Annotated in this window: 22 protein-coding genes; 8 read left to right on the top strand and 14 right to left on the bottom strand. The window is 62.3% G+C overall.

Annotated features, from left to right (window positions below; translation table 11 throughout):
* Positions 1-2: 2 nt before the first annotated feature.
* From EJ066_RS25770 to EJ066_RS25740, 7 genes are all read left to right on the top strand, one after another.
* Complete coding sequence (locus tag EJ066_RS25770; protein ID WP_126042763.1) at positions 3-1,355, top strand: FAD-binding oxidoreductase; 1,353 nt, start codon at positions 3-5, stop codon at positions 1,353-1,355.
* Positions 1,356-1,478: 123 nt separating this feature from the next.
* Positions 1,479-1,928, top strand: a complete 450-nt coding sequence (locus tag EJ066_RS25765; RefSeq protein ID WP_126042762.1) for an EamA family transporter — start codon at positions 1,479-1,481, stop codon at positions 1,926-1,928.
* Positions 1,925-2,932: an NAD(P)-dependent oxidoreductase gene (locus tag EJ066_RS25760; protein WP_126042761.1), complete on the top strand. Its 1,008-nt coding sequence runs from the start codon at positions 1,925-1,927 to the stop codon at positions 2,930-2,932. The genes EJ066_RS25765 and EJ066_RS25760 overlap by 4 nt, the downstream gene beginning before the upstream one ends.
* A gap of 40 nt (positions 2,933-2,972) precedes the next feature.
* Entirely contained in the window at positions 2,973-4,445 is a 1,473-nt protein-coding gene (locus tag EJ066_RS25755; protein WP_126042760.1) for an aspartate aminotransferase family protein, read from the top strand.
* A 40-nt stretch (positions 4,446-4,485) separates the two neighbouring features.
* Positions 4,486-5,721: a hypothetical protein gene (locus EJ066_RS25750; protein WP_126042759.1), complete on the top strand. Its 1,236-nt coding sequence runs from the start codon at positions 4,486-4,488 to the stop codon at positions 5,719-5,721.
* A gap of 232 nt (positions 5,722-5,953) precedes the next feature.
* Positions 5,954-8,515, top strand: a complete 2,562-nt coding sequence (locus EJ066_RS25745) for an FAD-dependent oxidoreductase (RefSeq protein ID WP_126042758.1) — start codon at positions 5,954-5,956, stop codon at positions 8,513-8,515.
* Between the two features lie 129 nt (positions 8,516-8,644).
* On the top strand, positions 8,645-9,493 hold the full coding sequence (locus EJ066_RS25740; RefSeq protein ID WP_126042757.1) for a DUF1194 domain-containing protein: 849 nt from the start codon (positions 8,645-8,647) through the stop codon (positions 9,491-9,493).
* Positions 9,494-9,642: 149 nt separating this feature from the next.
* Here EJ066_RS25740 and EJ066_RS25735 read toward each other — a convergent pair whose 3' ends face one another.
* The 3 genes from EJ066_RS25735 to EJ066_RS25725 all read right to left on the bottom strand — a co-directional run bounded on the left by EJ066_RS25735 (position 9,643) and on the right by EJ066_RS25725 (position 11,596).
* The gene (locus EJ066_RS25735; RefSeq protein ID WP_126042756.1) at positions 9,643-10,644 is read right to left on the bottom strand and encodes a GlxA family transcriptional regulator; all 1,002 of its coding nucleotides are present in this window, start codon (positions 10,642-10,644) and stop codon (positions 9,643-9,645) included.
* Between the two features lie 292 nt (positions 10,645-10,936).
* Positions 10,937-11,071, bottom strand: a complete 135-nt coding sequence (locus tag EJ066_RS32445) for a hypothetical protein (RefSeq protein ID WP_123152082.1) — start codon at positions 11,069-11,071, stop codon at positions 10,937-10,939.
* A 315-nt stretch (positions 11,072-11,386) separates the two neighbouring features.
* Complete coding sequence (locus EJ066_RS25725) at positions 11,387-11,596, bottom strand: hypothetical protein (RefSeq protein WP_126042755.1); 210 nt, start codon at positions 11,594-11,596, stop codon at positions 11,387-11,389.
* Positions 11,597-11,827: 231 nt separating this feature from the next.
* Here EJ066_RS25725 and EJ066_RS25720 point away from each other — a divergent pair, with 231 nt between their 5' ends.
* Positions 11,828-12,727, top strand: coding sequence for a LysR substrate-binding domain-containing protein (locus tag EJ066_RS25720; protein ID WP_126042754.1), 900 nt, complete (start codon positions 11,828-11,830; stop codon positions 12,725-12,727).
* 226 nt (positions 12,728-12,953) lie between these two features.
* Here EJ066_RS25720 and EJ066_RS25715 read toward each other — a convergent pair whose 3' ends face one another.
* The 11 genes from EJ066_RS25715 to EJ066_RS25665 all read right to left on the bottom strand — a co-directional run bounded on the left by EJ066_RS25715 (position 12,954) and on the right by EJ066_RS25665 (position 22,308).
* A complete protein-coding gene (locus EJ066_RS25715) occupies positions 12,954-13,961 on the bottom strand; it encodes an alpha/beta hydrolase (protein ID WP_126042753.1) in 1,008 nt (335 codons plus the stop codon).
* 265 nt (positions 13,962-14,226) lie between these two features.
* Entirely contained in the window at positions 14,227-14,412 is a 186-nt protein-coding gene (locus EJ066_RS25710) for a hypothetical protein (RefSeq protein ID WP_126042752.1), read from the bottom strand.
* Between the two features lie 191 nt (positions 14,413-14,603).
* Positions 14,604-16,673, bottom strand: coding sequence for an ASKHA domain-containing protein (locus EJ066_RS25705; protein WP_126042751.1), 2,070 nt, complete (start codon positions 16,671-16,673; stop codon positions 14,604-14,606).
* 128 nt (positions 16,674-16,801) lie between these two features.
* Positions 16,802-17,776: a methyltetrahydrofolate cobalamin methyltransferase gene (locus EJ066_RS25700; protein WP_126042750.1), complete on the bottom strand. Its 975-nt coding sequence runs from the start codon at positions 17,774-17,776 to the stop codon at positions 16,802-16,804.
* Positions 17,777-17,851: 75 nt separating this feature from the next.
* Positions 17,852-18,943, bottom strand: coding sequence for a methylenetetrahydrofolate reductase (locus EJ066_RS25695; RefSeq protein WP_126042749.1), 1,092 nt, complete (start codon positions 18,941-18,943; stop codon positions 17,852-17,854).
* Positions 18,940-19,539: a methylenetetrahydrofolate reductase C-terminal domain-containing protein gene (locus EJ066_RS25690; RefSeq protein ID WP_126042748.1), complete on the bottom strand. Its 600-nt coding sequence runs from the start codon at positions 19,537-19,539 to the stop codon at positions 18,940-18,942. The genes EJ066_RS25695 and EJ066_RS25690 overlap by 4 nt, the downstream gene beginning before the upstream one ends.
* Positions 19,532-19,834, bottom strand: a complete 303-nt coding sequence (locus EJ066_RS25685) for a virulence factor (protein ID WP_126042747.1) — start codon at positions 19,832-19,834, stop codon at positions 19,532-19,534. Before EJ066_RS25685 ends, EJ066_RS25690 begins: the two co-directional genes overlap by 8 nt.
* Positions 19,835-20,029: 195 nt before the next feature.
* Positions 20,030-20,539 carry a GNAT family N-acetyltransferase gene (locus EJ066_RS25680; RefSeq protein ID WP_126042746.1) on the bottom strand — a complete coding sequence of 170 codons (510 nt, stop codon included), beginning with the start codon at positions 20,537-20,539 and terminating at the stop codon, positions 20,030-20,032.
* A complete protein-coding gene (locus EJ066_RS25675; protein WP_126042745.1) occupies positions 20,527-20,793 on the bottom strand; it encodes a DUF1778 domain-containing protein in 267 nt (88 codons plus the stop codon). Before EJ066_RS25675 ends, EJ066_RS25680 begins: the two co-directional genes overlap by 13 nt.
* Positions 20,794-20,851: 58 nt before the next feature.
* On the bottom strand, positions 20,852-21,634 hold the full coding sequence (locus EJ066_RS25670; RefSeq protein WP_126042744.1) for a formyl transferase: 783 nt from the start codon (positions 21,632-21,634) through the stop codon (positions 20,852-20,854).
* A 101-nt stretch (positions 21,635-21,735) separates the two neighbouring features.
* Positions 21,736-22,308 (bottom strand): DUF4893 domain-containing protein, encoded by a 573-nt coding sequence (locus tag EJ066_RS25665; RefSeq protein ID WP_126042743.1) that lies wholly within the window; start codon positions 22,306-22,308, stop codon positions 21,736-21,738.
* Between the last annotated feature and the right edge of the window lie 132 nt (positions 22,309-22,440).

Here is a 22,440-nt window from a genome sequence, read left to right as displayed (position 1 = left end):
GTATGGCGGAAGAGCGGTTCCAGAGCTTCGGCCTTGCCACGCCGCCGGCACTCGATGTGATCCCGGCGGATGATGCTGTCGCATTGCTGAAGAGCGGCAAGGCGACGAGAGACGCCTTGCTCGCCTACGGCAATGGCCGCTCCTATGGCGATTCCTGCCAGAACGAGACCGGCATGATCGCCGACATGCGGCCGCTGAACCGCATCCGCGCCTTCAATGCCGAGACCGGCGTGATCGAGGCCGAGGCCGGCGTGCTTCTGTCCGACATCATCGCCCATGCGGCGCCATACGGCTTCTTTCCGGCGGTCGTTCCGGGCACGCAGTTCGTCACGCTCGGCGGCGCTATCGCCAATGACGTTCACGGCAAGAACCATCACCGGCGAGGCACCTTCGGCTGCCATATCGAATCCTTCACGCTGCTCAGATCGGACGGACGGACCCATCACTGCTCCGCCGCCGACAATGCGCACCTGTTTGCGGCGACGATCGGCGGCATGGGGTTGACCGGACTGATCCTGTCCGCATCGATCCGGCTGATGCGGGTGCCATCGCTCGATATCGTCGAGAAGACGACGCTCTTCCGCGATCTCGGCGAATTCTTCGAACTTGCCGAAGCGGCCGACCAGGCCAACGAATATGCCGTCGCCTGGATCGACCAGCTTGCCGGTGGCCACGGCCAGGGGCGCGGGTTGCTGTTCACCGGCAATCACGCCGAGCATGGTTCGCATGCGGCCTTGCGTGCCGGCGGAAATCTTTCGGTGCCGTTCCAGCCGCCGTTCAACGTGCTCAACCGGCCGTTCCTGACTGCCTTCAACTCTGCCTACAGGTGGAAGAAAGGTTGGTCCAAGGCACCGCGCAATGTCGGCTATCAAGGCTTTTTCTTTCCGCTCGACGGCGTCGGCAACTGGAACCGGCTCTACGGACCGAACGGGCTTTTCCAGCACCAGAGCGTGGTGCCGGAAGACGTCGCGCGTCAGGCGGTGCCGGCCTTGCTTGCTGCGGCCAAGCGGGCCGGGCAGGGATCGTTTCTGACGGTTCTGAAGCGCTTCGGTTCGATCCGCTCGCCGGCACTGCTGTCGTTCCCGCGGCCTGGTTTCACGCTGACGCTGGATTTCCCCAACCGCGGCCGGGCGACGCTGGCGCTGTTGAAGGAACTCGACCACATCACGGTCGAGGCTGGTGGCGCGGTCAATCCTTACAAGGACGCCCGCATGGGCGCCGATATTTTCGCCTCCTCCTTTCCGGGATGGCGGCGCCTCGAGACCATCCGCGATCCAGCTTTCATGTCGAGCTTCTGGGCGCGAACGGCGAAAAAGCTCGCGGTGCGGCGCGGAACCGTCGAAGCCGCGGAATAGATAACATTCGAACGGTTCGTGGTTAAAGAATCGATAACGTTAAGCTTTACTCAAAAATTCTTGGTGCTTCACGAAATGTTTGCAGGTTTGTAATAGGACGGCTGAAAGGTTTGGTGGGAAAATATGAAGTACATCGTCTTCATTCTGTTCACGGTCATGACCAATGCCGCCGCGCAGCTCATGCTGAAGCAGGGTATGATTTCGCTTGGCCCGATTTCCTTCGAAGGCACCAATCCGTTGCTGAAGCTGTTGCAGATCGTCTTCAGCCCGTGGATTTTCCTCGGCCTGTCCACCTTCGTCATCTCGATGGCGTCGCACCTCTATGTGCTGTCCAAGGTCGAGCTCAGCTTCGCCTATCCGTTCCTAAGCCTCGCCTATGTCGCCGTTGCGATCTTCGCCTATTTCATCTTCCGCGAAGACCTCAATGCCTGGCGCGTCGCCGGCATCGCCTTCATCTGCGTCGGTACGGTGCTGATCGCCCAAAGCGGCCGGGATTTGAGCGGCCGGGGGCATGAGGACCAGACGGCAGGCCTTTCCCCCGACAAGATAAACACCAGCGGGATGGTTCGATGAGACATGTGATTTTCGGCGGCGACGGTTTCGTCGGCCGCCACCTTGCCCCGAAACTTCTGGCCGATGGCGAGGAGGTGGTTGTCGCCGATATCGCCAGGAGCGATCTGCCGCACTACCGCTCGGTCCGCCATGTCAGCTGTGACGTCACCGATCCGGTCTCGGTCGCCTCGGTGGGGCTGAAGGCCGACGACATGGTCTACAATCTGTCGGCGAAAATGCTGTCGCCAATCCAGGTGCGCGCCAAGCGCCACGAGTTCTTCTTCCCGGTGAATTTCCACGGTACCGAACATATCCTGGAGGCGATGGACAAAGCCGGCGCGCCAAGGCTCGTCCACTATACGACCGACATGATCTACGGCCATACCGTCACACAACCGATGACCGAGGAGCATCCGGTCTCGCCGCTCGGCGAATATGGCTGGTCGAAGCAGAAGACCGAGGAACTGGCCGCCGAATGGCGCAAGCGCGGCATGTCGATCTCGCTGTTTCGGCCACGCCTCATCATCGGCCCCGGCCGCCTCGGCATCCTCGAAAAACTGTTCAAGCTGATCGACTGGAACCTTCCGGTGCCGATGATCGGCTCGGGCAAGAACCCCTATCAGTTCATCTCGGTGTTCGACTGCGCCGAGGCCGCGCGCGCCGCCTGGAAGGCCGGGGTGCCTGATGAGGCCTATAATCTCGGTTCACTCAACCCGCCGCCGGTCAGGAAACTGCTCGGCGACCTGATCAGGCATGCCGGTTCGAAATCGATCCTGATCCCGACACCTGGCTGGGCGGTCAAGCGCACGCTCGACCTGCTCGATCTCTTGAACATGCCGATCATGGATCCGGAGCAGTATCTGATCGCCGATGAGGACTGCGTGCTCGACGTGTCGAAGGCCGAACGCCAGCTCGGCTGGGTGCCGCAATATCGCGACGAGGACATGCTGATCGCCGCCTACAGCGAGTACCGGGCCAAGAAGGGCGGCCATGCCGTCACCGCCAAACATGTGCCCGCGGAATAGCAAGCCCGCCGACTAACGGGTCTATAGGAGATTTCTTGAGATGACCGTCATGACCAAGCCGAACCACACGACTGCGCGTGCCACGGTCAGCGCGCCAGCACTTTCGCCCACCACCACGGCCAAGCCCGACCTGATCAGCGTCGAGCAGGCCAAGGCGATGGACGTGGCGCGCATGACCGACCTGTTCAAGGCGCATCTCAACCCCGGCCAGCTGCATTTCATGAAGCTGCTCGGCTTCCACAAGATCAAGATCGAACGTGCCGAAGACATGTTCTACATCGACCAGAGCGGCCGCAAGATCCTGGATTTCTTCGGCGGCTTTGGGTCGCTGGCCTTCGGGCACAATCATCCGCGCCTTCTCGAAGCGCGCAAAAAGTTCCAGGAGGAGAAGCGGCAGGAGATCGCCATCGCCTTCATGTCGCAATATGCGGCGGCCCTGGCGCACAATCTCGCCATATGCTCGCCCGGCGACCTCGACATGGTGTTTCTGGGCTCGTCCGGCTCGGAAGCCATGGAGGCGGCGGTGAAGCTTGCCGAGCGCGCCGCCGGCCCGAGGCGGCCGAAGGTCGTCTATGCCGAGAATTCCTTCCATGGCAAGACCAAGGGTGTGCTGGCCATCACCGACGGCTCGCTCTACCGCGCTGACTTCAAGGTGGCCGACAATGTCGTGCGCATCCCGTTCGCCGACATCGAAGCGGTCGAGCGCGCGTTCCGCTCCGACCCGGAGATCGGCGTCATCGTGCTCGAAACCATCCAGGGTGGCGGCGGCATCATCCAGGCGCCCGCCGAATACTGGCAGAAGCTGCGCGCGCTCTGCGACCAGTATGGCGTGCTGTGGGTCGCCGACGAAGTGCAGTGCGGCTATGGCCGCTCCGGCCGTTTCTATGCCTTCGAGCATTACGGCGTCATTCCTGACGTGACGGCGCTGGCAAAGTCGCTCGGCGGCGGCAAGGCGGCCGTCGGCGCGATGATCGCCAGGCGCGAGGTCTACATGAAGGCCTACGGCACGCCGAAGACGGCGATGATCCACGCCATGGCCACGTTCGGGGGCATGGGCGAAGCCTGCGTTACCTCGATCGAGGCGCTCAACGTGCTTTACGACGAAGGGCTGATCGACAACGCAGCCGTGACCGGCGACTACCTGCTGCAACGCCTGCAGGCGCTCAAGGAGAAATATCCCAAGATCATCAAGGACGTGCGCGGCAAGGGTCTTATGGTCGGGCTGGAATTCCACGACTTTTCGCAGACGCTGCCGATGGTGCTGCGGCCCGTGGTCAGCGTGCTTGACGAGAAGCTGAAGGGGTCGCTGTCGGGCTTTGTTGGTGCCTTGCTGCTGCGCGACTATGACGTGCTCGTCGCCTTCACCGAATACAACCGCAATGTCATCCGTCTCGAACCGCCGCTGATCTGCCAGCGCGAACATGTCGACCGCTTTGTCGCGGCGCTCGACAGCCTGCTGTCGCGCGGCATCGTGTCGATCGTGAAGGATTTTGTCAAAAGCCAGGTCCGCTGAGTCCTAGGTCCGCTGAATCAAAGTCCGCCGAGCGAAAACCATGCTGACCAGGTCTCCTGCCCCGACAAACCCGCTCGACCGGCTCACCGAGGCCGGCCTGGCATGGGGTGAGGGCACCTATGCGCGCCTTGCCGCGCCGATCGGGGCGGCGGCCTTTGCGCTCTACATCCTTTTGACCGCCGTGATGGCATGGTTCATGCCCGACGCCAATTGGGACATGCTGCCCTATCTCGCGGTCGCCGAGGAGGGCGCCTATCCCGATGTGCAGGCGCTGCACGACTATGCCTATGGCACCGTCAAGGCCGGTGTGTCGGCTGATGAGTACAAGATATTGACGGACGATAGCGGCGGCTTTCGCAGCCATATGGCCGGGAATGCCGCCGACTTCCATTCGCTGCTCGGCATGTACCGGATCAAATTCCTCTATGCCGAGATCCTGTCGACGATGAGTTCCGTGATGTCGCCGGTCGAGGCGATGCGCGTGGTCTCGGTTTTGTCAGTGCTGCTGTTCGGTACGATCGCGCTGCTCTGGCTGCGGTCCGAAGGCGCGCTGGCGCTGGCGCCGGTCGTCGGCGCGGTGCTGATCATGGCCGATTTCGGCGACGCGGCGCGGGCTGCGACGCCGGATCTGCTATGCTCGGCCCTGTTCCTCGGCGGGCTCTTTGCCTATGTGCGCGGTCGCGAAGTGGCGACGGCGATCCTGCTCTTCCTCGCCTTCATGGCGCGGCCCGACAACATTGTCTTCCTTGCCATCTTCGCCGTGCTGCTGGTCGCCTTCCGGCAGAAGGCGTGGGGCGCGCTGGCCGGCTTTGCCGCCTCCCTGGCCGCCTATTTCGCCATCTCTCATTGGGCGCAGCATCCGGGTTGGTGGTCGCATCTGTGGTTCTCCTCGATCGAGCAGCACTACAATATGGACGGCTTCGATCCGCCGTTCTCGGCTGTCGCCTATCTCCGGGCCTTTGCCGTCTCCATGGCCCGCGCCGTCAGCCTGAACAACTGGGTCGGCGTCTCGGTGCTGGCGCTGGCTGGATGGTTTGCCTCAAGCCGCGCCGGCTTCAAGCTCGACTGCCGCGCCGGCATCCTGTTTGCGGCATTGGTGCTCGGCGTGCTGGCGAAGTTCACCGTCTTCCCGATCCACGACACCCGCATCTACTTTCCCAATCTGATCCCGCCGTTCCTGCTGCTCGCTGGCCCATTCATGGCGCTGTGGGCGTCAGCGGGCATCAAAGGGCGTCGCGCCGCGGTGTTGCACGTGGTTCCAGGAGATAAATCATAAGCTTCCGTCTCCAGCTGGCACGCGTCATTTCGCGTGCAAGAACGCTGTAGAACTTTTCTCCGCGCATAATCCCCAGCGAAAATCGGTTCCGATTTTTCAGGGCCGTGCGCCGGGGTCGCGGCGCACCTGCAGCGTGTCGCAAACAGGCGGTAGCGCGATGGCCGTCGCCTGCATATTGTGCGCCGGTCAAGCGGGCGCCGGCGCCCGTAACAGCACTTTGGAGTCACGGGCAATGGCAGGGTTTCCGGAAAAGGCGAAGGTCGTCATCGTCGGGCTGGGCGGCATTGTCGGCGCGTCGGTCGCCCATCACCTGATCGAGCGCGGATGGGACGATATCGTCGGCATCGACAAATCAGGCATCCCGACCGATATTGGCTCGACAGCGCACGCCTCCGACTTCTGCTACACGACCAGCCATGATTTCCTGTCCTGCTGGACGACGCTCTACTCCATCGATTTCTATGAGAAGATGGGCCATTATGCGCGTATCGGCGGCCTCGAGATCGCCCGCGTCGGCGACGACGATCGCATGGAGGAGATCAAACGCAAGATCGCCTCTGCAAAGGCCTTCGGCACGCGTGCCCGCCTGATCGGTCCGGCCGAGATCAAGCAGAAGTTTCCGCTGATCGAAGAAGAGATGGTGCAGGGCGGCCTGTGGGATCCCGATGCCGGTCTCGTCATCCCGCGCTCGCAGACGGTCGCCGGCAAGCTGGTCGACCAAGCGGAAGCCTCCGGCAAGCTTAGATCTTTCGCCAATACGCCGGCCAGGTCGCTTATCGTCGAGAACGGACGCATCAAGGGCGTGGTGACCGACCGCGGCACCATCGAAGCCGACTACGTGATTGTTTGTGCAGGTATTTGGGGCCGGTTGATCGCGGAAATGGTGGGCGAGGACCTGCCGGTCATGCCGATCGACCATCCGCTCACCTTCTTTGGGCCGTATACGGAGTTCGCCGGCACCGGCAAGGAGATCGGTTGGCCGCTGCTGCGCGACCAGGGCAATTCGGCCTACATGCGCGACACGGGAGACCCCAAGACCGCCGAAGGCGGGCAGATCGAGTGGGGCTATTACGAAGAGACCAGTCCCCGCCTTTGCCATCCGCGCGACCTTCTGGAGAAGAACCAGGCCCGTCTTTCGCCGTCGCAGCGCGACCTCGACATGGAACAGATATTGGCGCCGCTCGAGCGCGCCATGGAACTGACGCCGATCCTGGGCGAACTGGGCTACAATGAGAGCCATTCCTTCAACGGGCTTCTGCAGGTGACGGCAGACGGCGGCCCCTCGATGGGCGAGAGCCAGAAGGTGCGGGGCCTCTGGTATGCCGTTGCGATCTGGGTCAAGGACGGGCCTGGCATGGGCAAGCTCATCGCCGACTGGATGACGGACGGCCGGACGTCGATCGACCACCACGCCATCGACTACTCGCGCTTCTATCCGCACCAGACGCAAGAGCAGTTCATCTGGGACCGCTGCACCGAAACGGCGATGAAGGTCTACAATCCGGCGGTGCATCCACGCGAGCCTTTTTCGAAGGGCCGCAACATCAGGCGCTCGCCGTTCTGGGAGCGCGAAAAGGAACTCGGCGGCTATTTCATGGAACTGGGCGGGTGGGAGCGCGCCCATGGCTATGCCGCCAACGAGCACCTTTTGGAGAAGTACGGCAACCGGGTGCCGGTGCGCGAAAACGAGTGGGACAACCGCCATTTCTGGCGCGTCTCCAATGCCGAGCATCTCGCCATGAGCGAAGATTGCGGCATCGTGAACCTGTCGCATTTTGCGATGTACGACGTGGAAGGCCCGGATCATGTCGCGCTGATGGAATGGCTGTGCGCGGCCAAGATCGGCGGCGATACCAATATCGGCAAAGGCATCTATACCCACTTCCTCGACGACGAGGGCATGGTGCGCGCCGACCTGACCGTGATCCGCATGGCCGACCGCTGCCGCGTCATCGACGGCGCTGATGCCGGCCCGCGCGACTTCCAGTACATGCGCAGGACGGCACGAGACAAAGGTTTCGATGCCACCGTCACGGATGTGACCGAAAAATACGTGACCATCGGCATCTGGGGTCCGAACGCGCGTTCGGCATTGCAGAAGGTCGTTGAGAATCCGGACGGGCTGACGCCGGAAAACTTTCCGTTCGCCGCGATCAAGCCGGTCAGAATCGCCAGTAAGGACGTGACCGCTTTCCGCATCTCCTATGTCGGCGAGCAGGGCTGGGAACTGCATATGCGATACGAGGACGGCCTGGCCGTCTGGGACGCGCTGCGTTCGACCGGCGTGATGGCCTTTGGCGTCGAGACCTACGCCAACAGCCGCCGCATGGAGAAGAGCCTGCGCCTGCAGAATGCCGATCTTCTGACCGAATACAATCTGCTGGAAGCCGACCTTGCCCGGCCGAAAGTCAAGGAGGCCGATTTCAGCGGCAAGGCAAAGCATCTGGACTATCGTGCTCGCGCGCATCGGCCGGCCATGCTTTGCACGCTTGTCATGACTGACAATGTCGATTCCAAGGGCATTGCCCGTTATCCGGTCGGCACGATGCCGGTGATGGACCCGGAAACGGGTGAGACGCTGGTCGACGAACTCGGCCGCCGGTCTTTCACGACCTCGGTGGCCTACGGCCCGACCATCGGCAAGAACATCGCGCTGGCCTACTTGCCCTGGGCGTATTGCCAGGAGGGCCGAAGGCTGACTGTCGAGTATTTCGGCGAGACGTATCCGGTCGAAGTGACCGCTGTCGGCTACAGGCCACTCTATGACCCGGAGAACCTCAATCCGCGCAGCTGAACGTTGATTGCTTGCCGATCCTCCCACAACGGAGGGTAAGGGGCGGACTCGCAAAAATGTGACGCAAAGGCCTGGTCCGGCGCCGGGCTTTTCGCTTTGTGGCACGACGATTCTCGCTTACCTTGCGGCATGTCTGCTTTTGCCCGCACGAGACATCTCCTCTCAGGCGCCGCCGTGCTGGTGCTGTTGCTCGGGCTGGCGCCAGAATCCCTCGCTGCCGAGCCGGTCGATATCGAACTGGTGCTGGCGGTCGATGTTTCGCTCTCGATGTCGCCGGCTGAACTCGAAATCCAGCGTCAAGGCTATGTAGCGGCGCTGACGCACGACACGGTGCTGCAGGCCATTGCCGACGGCGCCTATGGCAAAATCGCCGTCACCTACGTCGAATGGGCCGGCACGACCTGGCAGCATGTCATAGTGCCGTGGACGGTGATCGCCAGTCGTGCCGACGCCGAGCGGGTGGTAGAACAGCTCTCCGCCCATGCGCCCAACAGCGCCCGGCGCACCTCGATTTCCGGTGCCCTGGAATTCGGCAGCGATCTCTTCGCCGAAAGCGGTTTTCAAGGCGTGAAGCGCGTCATCGACATTTCAGGCGATGGCCCCAACAATCAAGGTGCTCCCGTCGACATCACCCGTGACAGGCTGGTCAAGCAAGGCATCACCATCAATGGCCTGCCGCTGATGACCCGAAGCGGCTTCACCAGCGTCTACGACGTCAATTATCTCGACCGCTACTACACCGACTGCGTCATCGGTGGGCCTGGCGCGTTTATGATCCCGGTCAATGATTGGACGCAGTTTCCGGAAGCGATCCGCCGCAAGCTGATGCTCGAGCTTGCCGGGCCTGCCTCGCCGCAATGGGTGGCGGACGAAGCTGCGCATCCGCCGGTGGTGCTGGCACAAGACGAGCCGGCCACCGACTGCCAGGTCGGTGAGAAAATGTGGCGCGACCGAAGCTGGATGTACGACAGCCGCTAGGGCGGCGGGACTTTCAAGTCGAAGTGTACCGCCGCTCTATCGCGTCTTGTTTGAGCATCGGATCCTCCCAAAACCGGTATCCACTTTTGGGTCCGATGCTCCAGATTTCGAGCACTCCTCGCCAGAGGCTACGCACCGAGATGTCGCCTTTACGCGACCAGCAACTGCTTGCGGTCGACGCGCTCCTGCTGCGGCGAGCGCGCATAGAGTTCGCGGTAGCATTTGGAAAAATGCGAGGCGGAGACGAAGCCGCAGGCGACCGCCACCTCAACCACCGGCAGTGACGACTGGATCAGCAGGTGCCGGGCCCGGTCGAGCCGGATTTCCAGATAGTAGCGGGCAGGGGATCGTCCCATCTCGGTGCGGAACAGGCGCTCGATCTGCCGGCGCGACAGGTCGACATGATCGGCGATCTCGATCAGCGACAGCGGCTCGGAAAGGTTTGCTTCCATCAATTCGATGATGGTCAGCACCTTCGAGTTCTGCACGCCAAGGCGCGCGCGCAGCGGCAGGCGCTGGCGATCGGTCGGGCTGCGCACGCGGTCGGTCAGCACCTGCTCGCACACCCGGTTGACGAGGCTCTCGTCGAAATCGTCTCCGATCAGCTTCAGCATCATGTCGAGCGCCGCGGTGCCGCCGGCGCAGGTGTAGATGTTCTGGTCGATCTCGAAGAGGTCGGCGAAGACATTGGCCTTCGGGAACGCCTCGGAAAAGCCCGGCAGGTTCTCCCAATGGATGGCGCAGCGCTTGTTGGACAACAGGCCGGCGGCGGCCAGTATATGTGCGCCAGTGCACAGGCCGCCGACGGCGACGCCGCGGTTGTATTCCTCGCGCAGCCAGGCGAAGGCCGACCTGTTCTGGTAGCGCTCGACATTGATGCCGCTGCAGACGACCGCCATGTTCGGTCGCTCGGGGCCGGACATCTTCTTGCGTTCGTCCTCCAGCGAGGTGTTTACGGCGCATTCGACGCCGTTCGAGGCGCGCACCGGCTTGCCGTCGATGCTGGTGAGCCGCCAGCGGTAGGCCTCGTAGCCGAGCATCCGGTTGGCCGAGCGCAACGGATCGAGCGCCGTTGCAAAGGCGATCATGGTGAAATCGGGGACCAGGAAGAATACAAACGATCGCCTGATCGGATGATTTACGACGTTCACAGAGAGACCCTCACGCTGCAATGGCGCGAACAGGATGTCGCGATCAGCATAGCGACATCAGGAAAAACCTTTCCTGTCAATCGGCTAGGCGGCAACGAAAGGACTTTATTTGCGACACGGGTCGCAAATGGGCAATCGATATGCGATTACGGGCTCAACATGCTGCCGGATTGAGCAAAAACATGCCGCATATGGTTGGCGCACGACAAAAGCACCGCCTCGGCAAGACCGAAGCGGCGCTTTGATCAACTACGAAGCGGCCACAGGGAGCGCCGCTTGCGGGCTTGTCAGATCAGGCGACGAAGCCAAGACGCGCGGCGGCCACGGCTCCGGTCTGGCCCGGCATAGTGTTGGCAAGGCGCTGGCGCTCGAGCGCGGTCGTCAGGTTCATTTCACGGCGAGCGAAAAGGCGGGCAAAGAGCTTCACGATCAATCTCCATTCGGTTGCTCAGACGGGTCGCCTTCGCTTGATGGAGTGGGGCAGCTCGTTGGCTGGCGTTGATATAGGCTTACGTGAGGGGAAACTAAATCGCAAAAGCGAAGCACTTGATAGGAAAAGCGACACGGGATGCGACAAATTTGGGCACTCTGCCCAAGGTTTACGATTATTTACAAGGCGTTAGTTCGAAATGTCGGCTGCTATGCAGCCCGTTCATATGCGCCATGCAGCAGCGGCATGGCTCGGAAAGTCATTTGACTGCAAATAAAAAGGCCTGCCGGGCAGCGTCTGCGCGGCAGGCCTTCAGCTTTGGATACACACGATCCATTTTACTCCACCAGCCCAGGATCCGACGCCATAACGAGTGCCGGTCTTGGTGTCGGCGGCTTCAGGCCAACCGATATCCTTTTGCAGTTCGATCGGCAGAGAGTGGATGGCGCGTTCGGTCTGGTAGCGGGCGCGGGCCGCGCTGATTTCGGTCGCAATGCGGCCGATGGACGACAGGATGGACATTTCATTCTCCTTTGCGTTGGACCGGGAGTTTTCCGGTTGCTCCGCGTACGAAGCGCTACGTCAGGTTTGTTTCAGCTTCATTTCGTATCGATTGCAGATCCATGTCATGGTCGTTTCAAGACCGCTTTCGATACGTCCGCCTTCGATGGTGTTGACTATCCTCCCAAAGTGATGTTCAATCAAACGAAATGGAATGATCGTTTGTATCAGAAAAATTGAAGGTCGATCCCGATGAACGCCCCACTCAATCATCCATTGCCGCTGCTCGATCTCGACGTCTTGCGCACGTTCGTGGCGATCGCCGAGACCGGCAGTTTCACGACCGCGGCCAATGCCGTCTTCCGCACGCCGTCGGCCGTCTCCATGCAGATCAAGAAGCTGGAGGACATTCTCGGCCGTTCGGTGTTCGCGCGCGACGCGCGTTCGGTGACATTGACCACGGATGGCGAGATGCTGCTCGGCTACGCCCGGAGGCTGTTGTCGATCAACCGCGAGGTGGTGTCGAAGTTCATCATCCCCGACATTGTCGGGGTGGTGCGGCTCGGCTCGCCTGACGACTATGGCGAGCGCGTGCTGCCGCATGTGCTGAAGCGTTTTGCGCAGTCGCATCCTTCGATCGCGGTCGACGTCACCATCGACCAGAGCAGCAATCTGCGCCGGCGCATGGACGACCGGGCGCTCGACATCACGCTGCTCACCAACTCCTACAAGACCAGCGCGCTCGGCGCCGAAGTGCTGCTCACCGAACCGATCGTCTGGGCCGGCGCCAAGGGTGGCTGCGCGCATCTGCGCGAACCGCTGCCGGTCTCCTTGTGGGAAGAGGGCTGCGCCTGGCGGGCGGGGGCGCTCGAAGCGCTCGGCCGTGAGGGCCGCAACTACCGCGTCGCCTATATGAGCGCGCATACGGCCGGCCAGCGCGCCGCGATCCTGTCCGACCTTGCAGTGGCGCCGCTGCCGAAATCATTCCTCGGCAACGACATGGTGGAGCTTTGCCCGAAGGACGGCATGCCGGATATCGGCACCTATAGCCTCGCCATGATCGTGGCGCCGGATGCCAGCGCCCCGGTCAAGGCCGTCGCCGACCATATCCGCGCGACCTTCGAAGTGTTCAGGGAAACCGGGAAGTTCTGACGGACGTCATGAACCGGGTTTCGGTGCTCAGCGATCTCGTTGCGTTCGCGAAGCCAGTTGAGCGGCTGGCTGAAATGATTGACGAACTTGGCTGGTCGGACACGCCGGTCATTGTCCTTGGTACTGATCACATAGTGACGACGCTCCGTCGTTTTCTGACGGGCGAGCTTGCAGCCTCCGATGTGGAGGCATGGGCAGACCTGATCGAACTCAGGGACGATATCGGCTACCAGCCGGATCGAAACGATGAAATCGCGGACGCGATCTTCGTGCTTGCGAATCCGCTCATCAACGGAGCCTTCGACAAGGCCTTGGCCGACGAGTTGACTGTCTCCCTTTCGGCCTGACTATCCCTGAGGAACGATGCAATGCGTTCTCGTGCTCGCCGCGCCTCTGGCATGTCGACCAGCGGCCAGACGTGGAACATACCTTCCTCGTAGACGACCTCGACGTCGACGCCGGCGGCACGCGCCTTTTGCGCGAAAATCAGATTGTCGGGTGTCAGCATATCACGCGAGCCGGTCAGAAGCAGCGTTTTCGGCAGCACCGAGAGGTCGCCGTAGAGCGGGCTGATGCGCCAGTCGCTGCGCTCGAAACCGGCGCTGTAGAGCCGGACCGCCTCCATTCCGCCCGGAATGCCCAGCCACGGATCGTGGCGTTCCGCCTCGAACACTTCGGGGTTGGCGAGCGACACGTCGAGGCCCGGGGAAATCAGTACGTGGCGCGAGGGCAGGGACTGCGCGTCTTGCGCAGCCATCATGGTCAGCACCACGGCCATGTTGCCGCCGGCGGAATCGCCCATGAAGACGATGTCCTGCGCTTCCATCTCGTCGAGCATCTGACGGTAGACCTTGCCGACCATGCCGAACATGGCATGGAAATCGTGTTCGGGAGCAATGGGATAGATCGGCACAGTGATGCCGAAGCCCAGCCGGTCGGCCATGTCGGCGATCAGTCCCCAGTGATAGGACGTGATTTGAAAGACATAGGCGCCGCCATGCAGGTAGAGAATACGCTTTCGCTCGCCGGCCTTTGGCGCGATTTCGTAGACGGGAAAGCCGTCAACGCTGCGCGTCGTAATGTCGAAACGCGATCGCAGCGAGGCGGGCGGCCGGTGGTCCTCCGTCTTGCGCGCATAGGCGATCCAGCGCTGCAGATTTTCCGGGCTGGAAAATGCCTGCTTGCGGCTATGCCTGAGGACAAATGACACGACGTGGCTTTTGAGGCTGGGCATGCGGACACACGGACTTCGGCTGAGCCGACTAAGAGAACCCCCACAGTCTCCGAAGATCGTGCCTTCGCCAAGAATGTCAAGATTTGCGCGGTATCAACACGCTGGTGTGATCCAGTTGGCAATCAAGGCCGCATCCTGGTTGCTTCCCACCGCAACGCTCAGCGCCGAGGCAAGAGCGCGGCGCGCAGCCGATTGTCGGCTGCTGCCGGAGCCGCATGACGGCTCTGGCGCCTGGCCAGCAGCTTGCATCTGTCGGCGAAGGTCATCAGCGCGCCGAGCCGAGAAGCAGGGCCGCCAAGGTGGCCTGCGGGTTATTGCGCGGCGAGACGGGCCAGCCGATGTCCTTCTGGATTTCGGACGGCAGGCTGTTCAGAGCCCGGACAGACCTGTTCCTGATGTGTGCGTGCTTGATGGCCGCACCATAGCGGCCGAGGCTTTCGAACATTGACATCTTCATCTCCCGTGGAGCGCTGCGGCGGCTGGAAGATGTTTCCTGCCTGCCGTTCAATGCCGGTTAAATGCTCCGAGCATGTATCTGGCGGATTTCACGAAAACAGCGTCTTCGTTTCCAGATCGGCCGATCTGGAAACATTCGCATACAAATGAAATCGACGGTGAAGGGCCGCTTCCGCCGGCGGGATGTTACCCCCGGCCGCGCCGGGCGGCGTGGCCTTCGCGCGAACGCCGCCGCGGGGCGGCATCGCCGGCAATGCCGTCCTCGCTGACCGTCTTGCGCGGTGGCAGTTTCACCGCCGCCGACAGTTTTGGGAACGGGTCGATCTTGTTCGGCAGCGCCATGGCGTAGACGAAGTGCTCCTGGAACTTCGGCTCCAGCGCGGTTTCGATCTTCTCGATCCGGCTCACCGTTTCCTCGATCTCGCGGCGATAGCCGCGATTGAGCAGCGCCATGCGTGCGCCGGCGCCGGCGGCGTTGCCGACGGCCGAAACCTTGTCGAGATCGCAGTCGGGGATCAGCCCCAGCACCATGGCGTATTTCGGATCGATGAAGGAGCCGAAGGCGCCGGCGAAGTGAATGCGGTCGACATGGTCGGTATGCTGCTTTTCCATCAGCAGCTTGGTGCCGGCATAAAGGGCGGCCTTGGCGAGTTGAATGGCGCGCACGTCGGTCTGGGTGATGGTGATCCTGGGCTCGCCTTCCTTCAGCAAATAGGAGAAGGTGCGGCCGCTGGCGATGACGCGCGGCGAGCGCGCGGCGAGCGATCCGTCGATGACGCCGTCCTCGGAGATGATGCCGGCCAGATACATCTCGGCGATCACTTCGATGATGCCGGAGCCGCAGATGCCGGTGACACCGGTCGCCTGCACGCTCTCGATAAAGCCAGCCTCGTCGGACCACAGGTCCGAGCCGATGACCCGGTATTTCGGCTCCAGCGTATCGGGATCGATGCGGACGCGCTCGATGGCGCCGGGCGCGGCGCGCTGGCCGCCGGAGATTTCCGCACCCTCGAATGCCGGGCCAGTGGGCGAGGAGGCCGCCACGACCCGCTGGCGATTGCCGAGCACGATCTCGGCATTGGTGCCGACGTCGACGATCAGCATCATCTCGTCCTGGCGGTGCGGGCCTTCCGAGAGCGTCACTGCGGCCGCGTCGGCGCCGACATGGCCAGCGATGCAAGGCAGCATGTAGAGCCTGGCGCCCTGGTTGAGCTTCAGGCCGAGATCCGACGCCTTGATGTGCACGGCACCCGAGACGGCCAGCGCGAAGGGCGCGCCGCCGAGCTCGGTCGGGTCGATGCCGAGGAACAGATGGTGCATGATCGGATTGCCGACAAAAACCGAATCCAGGATGTCGTTGCGCTGGACGTTGCCTTCCGCACAGACCTTGTCGACAAGGCCTGAGATCGCCTCGCGCACCGCGACCGTCATGCCTTCGCGGCCGTCCGGGTTCATCATCACATAGGAAACGCGGCTCATCAGATCCTCGCCAAAGCGGATCTGCGGGTTCGACGTGCCGGACGAGGCTGCGACGCGGCCCGACAGCAGCGACACCAGATGCATGGCGATGGTGGTCGAGCCGATGTCGCAGGCAAGCCCATAGGCCTCGTTCTTGAGACCGGGCCACAAAGAGATGACCCGCGCGGTCTCGCTGTCGGCATCCTTGTGGATGGCGGCGGTCGCGGTCCAGTTGCCCTTGTGCAAGATGCCCTGCACCTGCGGCAGGAGATGGAAATCGAAGTCGAGGCTCTTGAGACCCCAGTCCTTCATCAGTGCGATCTTCAGGCGATCGAGATCGCCTGATGGATTGTGCATGTCGGGCTCTTCGATCTCGACGTAGCACATGTGGATTGCCGAATCGCGGGCGATGACCCTGGTGTCGGCGTCCTTGCGGATGGTCTGCGCGTTGATGACCGTGTCCTGCGGCACGTCGACGACGAGGTCGCCGAGGATTTGCGCCGAGCAGGACAGGCGGCGGCGTTCGGGAAGGCCGCGCACGCGTTCGTAGCGCTCTTCCTTCGCCCCTTTGGGTGAAATGTGGTCGTTGGAGGAGATGATCTTGTGCTTGGCGAAATTGCCTTCCTGCACCTCGATCTGGCAGCGCCCGCAGGTGGCGCGTCCGCCGCACACGCTCTCGACATAGACGCCGAGCTGGCGCGCGGCATCGAGCACCGGCGTGCCGACCGGAAACCGCCCGCGCTTGCCGGACGGCATGAACAGCACGAGCGGATCGGTGATGTTGGCAGGAGAGTTCATCCGTTCCAGACTTTACTTTCTAAGTTGCGCGAACTTTGAAACCTGGGCCGCGACAGCGGTGCCGCCGCGGTTCGAACCCGTTCCTCCCAACAGTTCTAAGCACCATATCGTGTCGGCCAAGTCATGGCTCAACCCCGGGCCATGCGGGCTTCGCGGCCGCCGCGGCGGCGGCCGCCATTGCCGCCGCCTTCGCCCGGCGCGTTGACCGCCGTCGGGGCCGCCACCGCCTGGCCGCCTTCGGCCGGCTTGTAGTCCTTGTAGGTTCTGATCCAGTTGGTGCAGTTCTCGTCGGTGCCATTCAGCACGTTGGCGCCGCGCACGGCTTCCATCTCCTGCAGGCGCACCGGGTTCATGATCGCCGAGGTCATGCCGGCGCCGATCACCATCGGGATGAAGGCTGCGTTGATGCCGTGGCGATGCGGCAGGCCGAACGAGATGTTCGACAGGCCGCAGGTGGTGTTGACCTTGAGCTCTTCGCGCAGGCGACGCAGGAGGGCAAAGACCTGGCGGCCGGCGTCGCCCAGTGCGCCGATCGGCATGACCAGCGGGTCGACGACCACGTCATGCGCCGGAATGCCGAAATCGGCGCAGCGCTCGACGATCTTCTTGGCGACGGCGAAGCGCACGTCCGGATCCATCGAAATGCCGGTCTCGTCGTTGGAAATGGCGACGACCGGAACGTTGTATTTCTTGACCAGCGGCAGGATGGCTTCGAGCTTTTCTTCCTCACCGGTGACGGAATTGACCAGCGGCCGGCCCTTGGCGACCTTGAGCGCCGCCTCGATCGCGGCGGACACCGAACTGTCGATCGACAGCGGCAGGTCGACCAGACCCTGCACGATCTCCAGCGTCTGCACCAGCAGCGCCGGTTCGGTTGCGTTGGGATCGACGGCGGTGACGCCGGCATTGACGTCGAGCATGGTCGCGCCGCAGGCGGCCTGTTCCAGCGCGTCCTTGATGACGGTCTCGAAATTGCCCGCCACCATCTCCGCGGCCAGCTTCTTGCGGCCGGTCGGGTTGATGCGCTCGCCGATCACGCAGAAGGGCTGGTCGAAGCCGATGATGATTTCTCGTGTCGCTGAGGCGACGATGGTGCGGGTCATGAAAACCTCTCTCCGTCGTGATATAAAGACTTCTTTATATCGCTATCTGATCTTCTATCAAGCGAATGGCCGCCGTCAATGCGCGGTCTTGACCATGTCCACCTGGGTTTCGGTAATCTCGTCATGCAGTATGTGGTCGAGCCGGTCGGCAACGAGCTGGTCGTCGCGGCGGATTTCGCGCTTCCACGGCCGCCGGCCCTTCAGCACGCCCGATTCATCGACGATCTCGGCGACGTATTCCTCCTGGCGGTAGGCCATCACATGAACGCCGGATACGCCGGGAATTTCCTTAACCTCGTTGATGATGTCGATGCAGAGCTGCTTGCCTTCCTTCTTCTGGTCCTGGGCACCTTCCAGCCGCTTGACGACCTGATCGGGGATATGAATGCCCGGCACGTTGGAGCGAATCCATTTGGCGGTCTTGGCCGAGGCCAGCGGCCCGACACCACACAGGATAAAGCATTTTTCGGTGAAGCCGAGATCCCGGACCCGCTGCATGTAGGCGCGGAACATCGGCACGTCGAAGCAGTACTGGCTCTGCACGAATTGTGCGCCGGCAGCAATCTTCTTGCCCAGCCGATGCGGGCGGAAATCGATCGGCGGCGCGAAAGGATTGATCGCCGCGCCGAGGAAAAGCTGCGGCGGCGTCGTCAGCTTGCGGCCGGACAGGAACTTGCCGTTATCGCGCATGATGCGGCAGGTTTCCAGGAGCGACATGCAGTCGAGGTCGAACACCGGCTTGGCGCCGGGCTGGTCGCCGGCCTGTACGCCGTCGCCGGTCAGGCAAAGCATGTTGGCGACGCCCATTGCTGCCCCGCCCAGCACGTCGCCCTGGATGGCGATGCGGTTCCTGTCGCGGCAGGCGATCTGCATGATCGGGGCATAGCCCATGCGGGTCAGCAGCGCACAGATGCCGACCGAGGACATGTGGCAGTTGGCGCCCGACGCGTCGACGGCGTTGATGGCGTCGACCCAGCCGTCGAAGATTTTGGCGCGGTTGTAGACGTCCTCCGGATCGGCGCTGTCGGGCGGGTTAAGCTCGGTGGTCACCGCGAACTCGCCGCGCCGAAGCACGCGCTCCAGCCGTCCGCGCGATGTGTGGCCGGGCAAGGGGTCGAGCGGCAGATGGATGCCGGCCGGGTTCTCGTCGCGCTGGCGGCCGATCATGCCGATGCCCCAGTCTTGGCGGCGTTTTGGGCGGCTTCGCGCGCGGCGGCGGCCTGCGCGGTCACCCGCAGCCAGGCCGAGGTTTCGCGCAGCGACTGGTCGACCGGCTTTTGCACGTCGAGGATCTTGTCGCCATGCACCATGTTCCGGGAGCCTTCCCAGGCCTTGACCCAGACGCAAGGCATATCGGGTTCGACCTCGCAATTGCCGTTGGCGCGGACGCCGCCGCAAGGCCCGTTGCGCAACTGTTTGGGGCAGTTCATCGGGCACGACATACCGGTGGAGGAGAGCACGCACTGGCCGCACATGCGGCAGTCGAACATGAAGCCCTTGACGCGTTTTTCGACGAATTTGATCGGCCCCTCGACGCGGCCGTAGCCGATGCCCTTCCATAGCGGATGCAGCAGCAGGAACATGTCGGCGAACCGGCTATAGAACCATTCGAGCAATCGCGAATGGCGGATCGACCACAGCCGCACCGCAAAAGAGCGCTGGACGCGCCGCTGCGGCGACACGTCGGCCGGCTTATAGTCGGATTTCGGCGCTGCCTTCTTGACCAATGTGGCCTGGGTAACCGCCGGTTGAATTTCAGACATTTTCTTTTCCGCCCGCCTTGACCAGAGCGACCAACCGCTCGCGGTGATATTTCGCGTCGAGGTCCTGGAGGGCTTTTTCGGCCTCGCTTTCAAGATCGTCGCCGACCGGCACGGGATCGGCCTTGCGCCATTCGGCCAGGTAGTCGTCGGTGCCACCAGCGCCGGTGCGCATGGCGCACATGTCGATCGCCTCGGTAAAGCGCAGCGGCAGTTCGCGCTTGGCGTTCTGCCGGCCCTTCTTGACGATGACCTGGGCGGGGATGTCGCGCCAGTAGACGACGATCAGATCGGCCATGAATTGTTACTCCTCGACATTTCGAGCATTGCCGGAAGCGCTGTTGGGCTGCTTGTTATGGGACGACGCGCGCGCATTCAAAAGCGACGCAATTGGAGACCGTGAAATGAAAGCCGGGGATATTTGATCCTTGCCTTGCTGAAAGGGCAATCAATGTAACAAGGGCTGGCCAAGGAGCATCGGCATAAGCGCTCGTCATTCCTCGCCGAAGCCGCTCTGTCTCAAATCGGCAATGCGGACGATCATGCTTCGTTTCGGCTCGAATGGGAGATCCTGGAAATCGAAGTCGCGATAGAAGCCTCTCACGGCCTCGTCGAGTGGGTGTGTGAGGACGCCAAAGCAGCCGATCTCGCTGGAGAACCGAACCGCGGTCCTGAGCGCGAACAAAAGAAGGGAGCGCCCATAGCCGCGACCCTGATATCTGCGGTCGACGGCAAGTTGACCGAGCAATATTACGGGGATGGGATCGGGCCGGTTGCGTTGCGTTGGTTTTGGCAAGTATGCCCGTTCGATTTGACCGGCGCTCAGAGCAACATAGGCGGCAATGCTGGCGGACGCGCGAATAACGCTCGTGCGCGAGACCCCATCCTGCTGATTGCGCCAGGCATGGCGGCGAAGCCAGCTGTTGAGCGACTCGCGACCGCAATCGAAAGTATCCCTGTCGTCATCTGCGGCAAGCGGCCGAGGCGGCGTCAATCCTGCCATACCGGCCGTGACGCCGCGAGCCTACGCAATCCGGGAAGGGTCTTCGGCGACGATTTCGCCCATTCCTCGAACTTTTCCCAATCGACTGCGGGAATCGTCACGACGCGCCCGTTCAGCACCTCCATTTCGGCGGCTTCGACGGCCTTGCGCCGGATGAAGTCGCTGAGGTTGGTGTGGGCCTGCTTGGCGGCGGCTTCGAGAATGTCACGCTCGTCGGAGGTGACGCGAACGCTGACGGGGGCCATGTTGGACATCAGGTAAAATCTCGCTCTCTGTATGACAATAGCATACAGAGATTCGCGGCACTAGCCCTTACCACACGTTGCGACGCAATCCGGTCCAGAGATAGAACCAGATCGTTGGATGGTACCATTGTTTCGAAGGCAGGCCGGGATCTGATGTGGCAAGTTTGCCGGCCAGTGCGTCCCTGACCGCCTCGACGCAGATGTCGCGCGAGAACGCCGCCTGCCGCAAAGCGTAGCTTGAAATCGTATCGCCTGCCGCAGGTTTGCCACGCACCTGCCGCAGCACGCCGCCGGTGTCGACGCCGGCGTCGACCAGATGCACCGTGGTGCCGAAATTTTGCGCATCGCCCGAGGCCAACGCCCAGTAACCGCCATTCATGCCGCGATATTTAGGAGCGATGCCGGCATGGTAATTGAGGACCGGGCAAGGGATCCTCGCCAGAGTCTGGCTTGACAGCAGGCGGCAGCCGGCGAGCAGCACGACGCCGGGCTGGATTTCCGCGATCGCCTGCAGGCACTCCGGCGCGTTGGCCGAGGGAACGTGGATGATCGCTTGTTCGGGCTTCGGTTCCGTCTGCAGCTTCTGTTCGGCCATCATGCGTGCTGCGTGCCCGGCGAAAAACCGCTTGCCAAGCCGCGTCAGCACCATCGTGCCAAGCTGCCCGGCGGCCTGTAACCAGCCTTGGCGGCGAGCACGCCCGATCAGCAATTGCTTTTTGGATTCAGGGGTTTCGAGGATGACGCTGACAGGACCCAGCCGGTCACTGATGGCGTTGACGATGGTCCAGATATGCGGCCCGCCTTCGGTGACGACGACTATCGGCCGCAGGTTTGATTTCTGGGGTTTCATGGTTCGCGACGTGCCGCCCGTGAAGACATGGTCTTAGCGCGCGGGATGCTAGACCGCCCGGGTTAATCCTTGGTGATCGGCTTGGTGTCAGGGCTGCAGGCTCAGCGCTTGAGCTCAAGGATGTCGAGCTTCGATTCGTAATAGGGCGCGGGGAATTCGATGCGCCATTCGTCGACGCTGTTGCGAAAGGCGTAGCCTACCTGGTCGCTCTGTGGGCCGCTGCCATAGGGTTTTGCCGGATCGTTGTTGACGGAGAAGGAGGCGAGATAGATCGAGCGCTTTTCGCCGTCATCAAAGAAACGGCCCTTGGTGCGTTGCGAACCGGTGATCTTTTCCAGCATCCAGCCCGAACCATCGTCGCTCACCTTGCACTTGAACCAGCCATAGATGACGAGCGGGCTTAGTCCGCCGGCCTTGATGGTACGGCACAGCCAGTTCCCGGTCAGGTCCGCGTCGGAAAACGAGACCAGCGGCTTTGCCAGCAAGGCGTCGAGCTGCTTGACCTCGGCGGCGTCGCCGGCCCTGGCTTCATCAAGGGCTGTCTTGCGCGTCTCGTCATACTTGTCGAGCCGTGCCTTGTCGGCAGGCGTGATGAGCTTCTGCACCTCGCCGTCGGCGAGCGCGGGCAGGGTGAAGCAGACAATTCCTGCGGCAATCATGAGGCGAGCGATCATCGGTGCGTTTCCTGGTCGATGGCTGGAACAGCCTGTTTTCTCATTTGGCTCATAACTTACCTGCTCGCGGCGGCCCGTCATCCATGCTTAACAGTGGCCAGGTTAAAAATCCTGGCTTCACCGATGCGGATA

The sequence above is a fragment of the Mesorhizobium sp. M9A.F.Ca.ET.002.03.1.2 genome, assembly GCF_003952365.1.
Classification (GTDB): Bacteria; Pseudomonadota; Alphaproteobacteria; order Rhizobiales; family Rhizobiaceae; genus Mesorhizobium.
This window is presented reverse-complemented; position numbering and strand designations above follow the sequence as displayed.

Bases quoted from the DNA above. Each gene is read 5' to 3' on its own strand.
- EJ066_RS25770 (WP_126042763.1), top strand. From the start codon at position 3: ATGGCGGAAGAGCGGTTCCAGAGCTTCGGCCTTGCCACGCCGCCGGCA.
- EJ066_RS25765 (WP_126042762.1), top strand. From the start codon at position 1,479: ATGAAGTACATCGTCTTCATTCTGTTCACGGTCATGACCAATGCCGCC.
- EJ066_RS25760 (WP_126042761.1), top strand. From the start codon at position 1,925: ATGAGACATGTGATTTTCGGCGGCGACGGTTTCGTCGGCCGCCACCTT.
- EJ066_RS25755 (WP_126042760.1), top strand. From the start codon at position 2,973: ATGACCGTCATGACCAAGCCGAACCACACGACTGCGCGTGCCACGGTC.
- EJ066_RS25750 (WP_126042759.1), top strand. From the start codon at position 4,486: ATGCTGACCAGGTCTCCTGCCCCGACAAACCCGCTCGACCGGCTCACC.
- EJ066_RS25745 (WP_126042758.1), top strand. From the start codon at position 5,954: ATGGCAGGGTTTCCGGAAAAGGCGAAGGTCGTCATCGTCGGGCTGGGC.
- EJ066_RS25740 (WP_126042757.1), top strand. From the start codon at position 8,645: ATGTCTGCTTTTGCCCGCACGAGACATCTCCTCTCAGGCGCCGCCGTG.
- EJ066_RS25725 (WP_126042755.1), bottom strand. From the start codon at position 11,596: ATGTCCATCCTGTCGTCCATCGGCCGCATTGCGACCGAAATCAGCGCG.
- EJ066_RS25720 (WP_126042754.1), top strand. From the start codon at position 11,828: ATGAACGCCCCACTCAATCATCCATTGCCGCTGCTCGATCTCGACGTC.
- EJ066_RS25715 (WP_126042753.1), bottom strand. From the start codon at position 13,961: ATGCCCAGCCTCAAAAGCCACGTCGTGTCATTTGTCCTCAGGCATAGC.
- EJ066_RS25710 (WP_126042752.1), bottom strand. From the start codon at position 14,412: ATGTCAATGTTCGAAAGCCTCGGCCGCTATGGTGCGGCCATCAAGCAC.
- EJ066_RS25705 (WP_126042751.1), bottom strand. From the start codon at position 16,673: ATGAACTCTCCTGCCAACATCACCGATCCGCTCGTGCTGTTCATGCCG.
- EJ066_RS25700 (WP_126042750.1), bottom strand. From the start codon at position 17,776: ATGACCCGCACCATCGTCGCCTCAGCGACACGAGAAATCATCATCGGC.
- EJ066_RS25695 (WP_126042749.1), bottom strand. From the start codon at position 18,943: ATGATCGGCCGCCAGCGCGACGAGAACCCGGCCGGCATCCATCTGCCG.
- EJ066_RS25690 (WP_126042748.1), bottom strand. From the start codon at position 19,539: ATGTCTGAAATTCAACCGGCGGTTACCCAGGCCACATTGGTCAAGAAG.
- EJ066_RS25685 (WP_126042747.1), bottom strand. From the start codon at position 19,834: ATGGCCGATCTGATCGTCGTCTACTGGCGCGACATCCCCGCCCAGGTC.
- EJ066_RS25680 (WP_126042746.1), bottom strand. From the start codon at position 20,539: ATGGCAGGATTGACGCCGCCTCGGCCGCTTGCCGCAGATGACGACAGG.
- EJ066_RS25675 (WP_126042745.1), bottom strand. From the start codon at position 20,793: ATGTCCAACATGGCCCCCGTCAGCGTTCGCGTCACCTCCGACGAGCGT.
- EJ066_RS25670 (WP_126042744.1), bottom strand. From the start codon at position 21,634: ATGAAACCCCAGAAATCAAACCTGCGGCCGATAGTCGTCGTCACCGAA.
- EJ066_RS25665 (WP_126042743.1), bottom strand. From the start codon at position 22,308: ATGATCGCTCGCCTCATGATTGCCGCAGGAATTGTCTGCTTCACCCTG.